Origin of the sequence: Mesorhizobium ventifaucium (assembly GCF_935822925.1) — a bacterium.
Classification (GTDB): domain Bacteria; phylum Pseudomonadota; class Alphaproteobacteria; order Rhizobiales; family Rhizobiaceae; genus Mesorhizobium; species Mesorhizobium ventifaucium.
In genome coordinates this window covers 7,080-13,070 of record NZ_CAKXZS010000020.1, presented here as the reverse complement: position 1 = coordinate 13,070, position 5,991 = coordinate 7,080, and the positions used below count along the sequence as shown (strand labels likewise).

At 60.7% G+C, this 5,991-nt stretch carries 2 protein-coding genes; both read left to right on the top strand.

The window, feature by feature from the left end; translation table 11 throughout:
* On the top strand, nt 1-4,786 hold a 4,786-nt coding region (locus NMG70_RS17070; protein WP_301555162.1), incomplete at its 5' end, for a PAS domain S-box protein.
* A gap of 54 nt (nt 4,787-4,840) precedes the next feature.
* A complete protein-coding gene (locus tag NMG70_RS17065) occupies nt 4,841-5,467 on the top strand; it encodes a response regulator transcription factor (RefSeq protein ID WP_254025627.1) in 627 nt (208 codons plus the stop codon).
* Nucleotides 5,468-5,991 lie beyond the last annotated feature (524 nt).

The window sequence follows — 5,991 nt, the reverse complement described above, 5'->3', positions numbered from 1 at the left end:
CGGCAAATTTGACCAGAACCAGCGCGACGATCCCTATGCGAGCTTAGCACAGGCCCTGCAGGGTCTCATCCGGCTCCTGCTGGGCAAGAGCGAAGCTGAGCTTGTGCCTTGGCGCGCCGGCTTGATTGAAGCTTTGGGCGCGAGCGGACGGCTGATGGAAACGCTCGTCCCGGAGCTCGAAGCGCTTATCGGTCCACAGCCGCCGGTCGCGGAGTTGCCCCCGCAAGATGCAAAGCGCCGCTTCCATTTGATCATCAGGCGACTGCTCGGAGTGTTCGCCCGAGCGGAGCATCCGCTGGCGCTGTTTCTGGACGACCTCCAATGGTTGGACACCGCGACGCTCGACCTGCTTGAGGATATTTGCACGCAACGGGATATGCGTCACCTGCTGCTGATTGGCGCTTATCGCGACAACGAGGTCACACCCACCCATCCGCTGATTCGTCGGCTGGCCGCGATTCGCGATGCCGGGGGGCTGGTTCGGGAGATCCAGCTGGCGCCGCTCAGGCTGGAAGAAATGGTCCGGATTTTCGCCGATGCTCTTCATTGCCGGAGCGGTCGCGTCCAGCCGCTTGCGCGGCTGGTGCACAAGAAGAGCGCGGGCAATCCGTTCTTTGCCCTTCAGTTCCTGAGCACGTTGCCGGATGAAGGGCTGCTTTGGTTGGATCGTGCGCAGGGGCGCTGGGATTGGGACCTCGAGCGCATACGCGCCAAAGGCTATACCGATAACGTCGCGGATCTCATGCTGAGCAAGCTGCGGCGCCTGCCAACCACGACCCAGATTGCCTTGAACGTACTGGCCTGCCTCGGCAGTCGAGCGACAGTTGGCACCTTGACGCTGATCAGAGGCGAACCTGAAGAAGCGGTTCACACGGTCTTTTGGGCTGCGGTACGGACCGGGCTGGTGCTGCGGCAAAAGGGGGCGTACCGGTTCTTGCATGACCGGATTCAAGAGGCGGCCTACGGGCTGATCCCCGAAAGCGAGCGAGCCGCGGCACACCTCGCTGTTGGCCGCGTCCTGCTGACGCATACGCCCTCGGACGGACTCGAGGAGAGTATCTTCGACATCGTCGGCCAGCTCAACCGCGGCAGCATGATGATTGCGCCGGGCGAAGAGCGCGAGCGCCTCGCCGATCTGAACCTGGTTGCCGCCCGCCGAGCCAAGGCGGCGGCGGCGTACGCGTCGGCGCTGACCTATGCCACCACGGGTGCGGGTCTCTTGCCGGATGATGCGTGGGAGCGCCGGTACGATCTCGCTTTCGGCCTCAATCTGCACAGGGCCGAATGCGAATTCCTCGCCGGGGCGCCGGCTGAGGCGCAGGCGCGGCTCGCCGAGTTGGCAAGCCGTGCCGCCAGCCTCACTGATTTGGCCCGCGTCACTCGGCTGCGTGTGGACCTTTTCATGAGCCTGGGTCGAAGCGATCAGGCCATCGTTTTCGGCCTCGACTACCTGCGCCGCGTCGGCATCACCTGGTCGGCACATCCGACCAGGAAACAAGTGCGGCAGGAATACGCGCGGCTTTGGCGGCAGCTCGGAAACCGCCCGATGGAAACGCTGCTCAACTCGCCCCCGATGGCAGATCCTGTTGCGCTCGCGACCATGAATGTCCTCACATCTCTCGTGACTCCGGCCTTGTTTACCGACGAGAATCTGCGTTGCCTCGTGATCGGGCGAATGGGGAATGTTAGCCTGCGGCACGGCAACAGCGACACGTCGCCCTACGCCTACACCGCGGTAGGCACTGTGCTGGGGCTGTATTTTGGCGACTACGAGGCAGGTTTCCGGTTCGGCCTGCTCGGGCTGGACCTGGTGGAACAGCCTGGAATGGACCGCCTGAAGGCACGAGTCTACCTCGCCTTCGGCAACCTTGCAAAATCTTCGCCGCGGCATGTCCGGACGGGCCGTCCACTCGCGCAGCGCGTATTTGAAACGGCGCAGCAGGTCGGCGATCTCACCTATGCAGTCTTGAGCCGCAATAACCTCCTGACCTACCTCCTCGCCAGTGGCGAGCCCCTCTCTGAGGTTCAACGCGATGCGGAAGCCGGTCTGGTTTTCGCCCGCCAGGCCGGGTTCGGTGTCGTGGTCGGCTTCATTGCCGGGCAACTTCAGCTCATTCGAACGCTCCGCGGGCTGACGCCGGTGTTCGGCTGCTTCAACGACACAGGATTCGACGAGCAACAATTCGAGCGTCAGACCGACGGCAAGCCGGGTAGTTGCTTGTACTGGATCCGCAAGCTGCAGGCACGCGCTCTCGCCGGCGACCACGTAGCAGCGCTTGCGGCAGCGGCGAAAGTACAAGGCCTCCTGTGGATGACCCCTGCCATTTTCGAGCGGGCGGAATACCATTTTTATGCAGGCCTCTCGCTGGCTGCACTCTGCGACGAAGTATCGGCCACCGAGAGTTCCCAACATCGGAGGGCCTTGGCCGCTCACCGCCGCCAAATCGAGGAGTGGGCGGAGCACAGTCCAGAGAATTTTGCGAGCCGCGCAGTGTTGATCAACGCGGAGACTGCGCGCTTGGGCAACCACGCGCTGGATGCCGAGCATTTGTATGAACAGGCCATCCAATTGGCCAACGCGAACGCGCTTCCTCACGACGAGGCGATCGCGTATGAGCGCGCTTCCGCCTTCTACCGCAGGCGCGGGTTCGATCAGATTGCTCAGCTCTACCTGCAAAACGCCCGTCGCTGTTATCTGCGTTGGGGAGCTGCGGGCAAGGTGCGGCAACTCGATGAACTCTCTCCACGCCTACGGGACGACGAACCAGCACCGGTTGCGACGAGCACAATCGAAGCGCCAGTCGAACGTCTCGACCTCGCCACCGTCATCAAGGTGTCGCAAGCGGTCTCCGGCGAAATCGACATCGAGAAGCTGATTGACACGGTGCTGCGAATGGCCATCGAACAGGCGGGAGCCGAGCGCGGGCTTCTTGTCCTGTCGCGTGGTGGTGAGCCGCGAATTGCCGCGGAGGCCACGACCCGCGGCGACGCCGTGCTCATAGAGCTGCGCGATGCGGCCGCTGTGGGAACGATGCCGGAGTCAGTTCTCAATTACGTCCTGCGTACGGGGCAAGCTGTAAGCCTCGACGATGCGTCTGCCGAAAACTCCTTTGCGGCCGATCCCTACATCCGTGACCACACGGCCAGATCCATTCTCTGCTTGCCGCTGATCAATCACGCGAAGCTGATCGGCGTGCTCTATCTGGAGAATAATCTGGCCGGTCGTGTCTTCGCGCCGGCCCGCAGTGCGGTGCTGAAGCTCCTCGCTTCGCAGGCCGCCAGCGCGCTCGAGATTACCGGTCTTTACCGCGACCTCGCAGAACGCGAAGGCCGGATTGGCCGTCTGGTCGAGGCCAACATCATCGGGATTTTCATCCGCGATATCGATGGCCGAATTGTCGAGGCCAACGAGGCGTTTGTCAGGATGGTGGGCTATAGCCGCGACGAACTCTCCTCGGGTCGCCTGCTCGACGCAGATCTGACGCCGCCGGAGTGGCGCGAGCGTGACGCCGAGGCTGGGGCCGAGCTGAAGATGAACGGCAGCGTGCAGCCGTTCGAAAAGGAGTACCAGCGAAAGGATGGTGGCCGCGTATCCGTGCTGATTGGCGAGGCGAGCTTCGAAGGAACCGGAAACCAGACTGTCGCCTTCGTACTGGATCTTTCCGAGCGCAAGCGGGCGGAAGAAAAATTACGAGCGAGCGAGTCACGCTTCCGAACGTTCGTCGACCACGCGACCGACGCGTTCTTCCTGCACGCCGACGACCTGACCGTCATAGATGTTAACCGTCAGGCCTGCGAAAGCCTCGGCTACAGCCGCGAGGAACTGATTGGGATGCACCCGCGCGAGTTCGACGGGGATCTGAACCAGGAGGTCCTCGCCAACTTGGTAGCTCGAGTTGAGACCGGACAGACAGTGACGTTCGAGACGCTGCACTGTCGCAAGGACGGCAGCGTATTTCCCGTCGAAATTCGCGCCGGTCGATTCCAGCAGGGAGAGCAATGGTTCCGTCTTTCACTTGTGCGCGACATCACCAGCCGCAAGCAGGCGGAGAATGCCCTCCAACTCGCGCAAGCCGAGCTTGCCCATATGAGCAGGATGACCACAATGGGAGAGCTTGCCGCTTCGATCGCCCATGAGGTCAGACAGCCTCTCACCGGGCTCGTCGGCAACGGCAATGCGTGTCTTCGCTATCTTGATGCGGATCCGCGCGACATCGTCTCCGCCCGTCGGGCCGTCGAGCACATGATCAGTGATGCCTTTCGCGCGTCCGAGGTCATCGACCGGATCAGGGCGATGGCGAAGAAATCCCCCGAGCGGCGGGATCGGCTGAGCATCAATGAGATTGTTTCGGAGACGATTGCGTTGGTGTCCACGGACCTGCAACGAGGCGCCATCTCGCTGAACACCAAGCTGTCGGACAACTTGCCTCCAATCGTGGGCGATCAGGTCCAAATACAGCAGGTCGTTCTCAACCTCATAATGAACGCCAAGGACGCAATGACAGCGGTTCCAAAAGGATCACGCGAACTCCTCATAAGCACCGAACGAGTGGCACCACATACGGCTTTGGTAGCGGTCCGTGACAGTGGCCCGCCAATCGACTCCGCGAAGGTCGACGAAATGTTCGAGGCCTTTTACAGTACCAAACCCAAAGGCATGGGCCTGGGGCTCACGATCAGTCGTTCGATTATCGAGTCTCACAACGGCCGACTCTGGGCCGTCCCCAACCAGCCTCGCGGCGCAATTTTCCAGTTTACATTGCCAGTTGAGGAGAAACCGGAATAATAATTAGCGTCCGGCCTGCCGCCATAACCTGCGGCTCAACCTTAGGGCGCATGGATGGAGGAGTTCGTCTACATCATTGATGATGACGCGTCGGTTCGGAGGGGCCTCGGCGAACTCTTGCGCTCGGTCGGACTTGGCGTGCAGACATTCGAGTCCAGCCAGGAGTTTCTGGACAGCAAGCGCTCTGATGCTCCAGCCTGCATCATCCTCGACGTGAGGCTGCCGGGGCGGAGCGGGCTCGAATTTCAGAGTATGCTGCAGAATTTGGGCATTCAACTTCCCGTCATTTTCATCAGTGCCCATAGCGACATTCCAATCTCGGTGCGCGCGATGAAATCGGGTGCTATCGAGTTCCTGACGAAGCCGCTGCGTGAACAGGAGTTGCTAGACGCGGTTCACGCCGGGATCGAGCAGGACCGCACTCGGCGGCAGAAGGCCGAGCTCATTGCCGATTTTCGGACGCGCTACGATTCCTTGACGCCGCGCGAGCGAGAGATCATGAACCTGGTGGTCACCGGCAGGGTCAACAAGCAAATCGCTGCTCAAGCGGGTCTCAGCGAGGTGACCGTGAAGGTCCATCGCGGGCACGTCATGCAGAAGATGCGGGCGAAATCTCTCGTCGATCTGGTCCGAATGGCAGACAGCCTGGGTGTGACGACAACGCCGACTCGCATGAAATAGCGGTCCTATAAAGTATACCAACGTATAATTGCCCTGGTGCGCATGAATATGCGCCGGATGCGCTCTTTCGATTTCCCTTAAGGAAGTTGACCAACTTGGCAATGGCGTTGAACCGCCAGCCGCCTCTACTGTCCAACCAAAGGACGGAGCTGGTTACATGATCAAAAGGCAGTATCTGCAATCTTCGCGGATACCCTGTGTGGTCCCCCAACGCGTCAAGCACTGCACGCATCAATCATACGTCAACCGCGAGTTCGGAGCCGTCCCTGGGCAGCGGAAGCCGAATGGGCGTCTGCCCAGCATCTCGCCCGATCTCCCTCCTTCTGTAAGATCAATCTTAGCGACTAGTCATATCTTTTTTGCATTGCACGATTGCGCAATTCTCATATTGACTATGCAGTCGATTTGACGTAAAAGTTCAAAATGAGATCGAGCCTCGGCCGCTAGACCGAAGTTCCTCATCACTCATCAGTTCCCTGCAACCTCGATCCTTTCGAGCGGAGGCTTTCATGCGCCTATCGTAC

Bases quoted from the DNA above. Each gene is read 5' to 3' on its own strand.
- NMG70_RS17065 (WP_254025627.1), top strand. From the start codon at position 4,841: ATGGAGGAGTTCGTCTACATCATTGATGATGACGCGTCGGTTCGGAGG.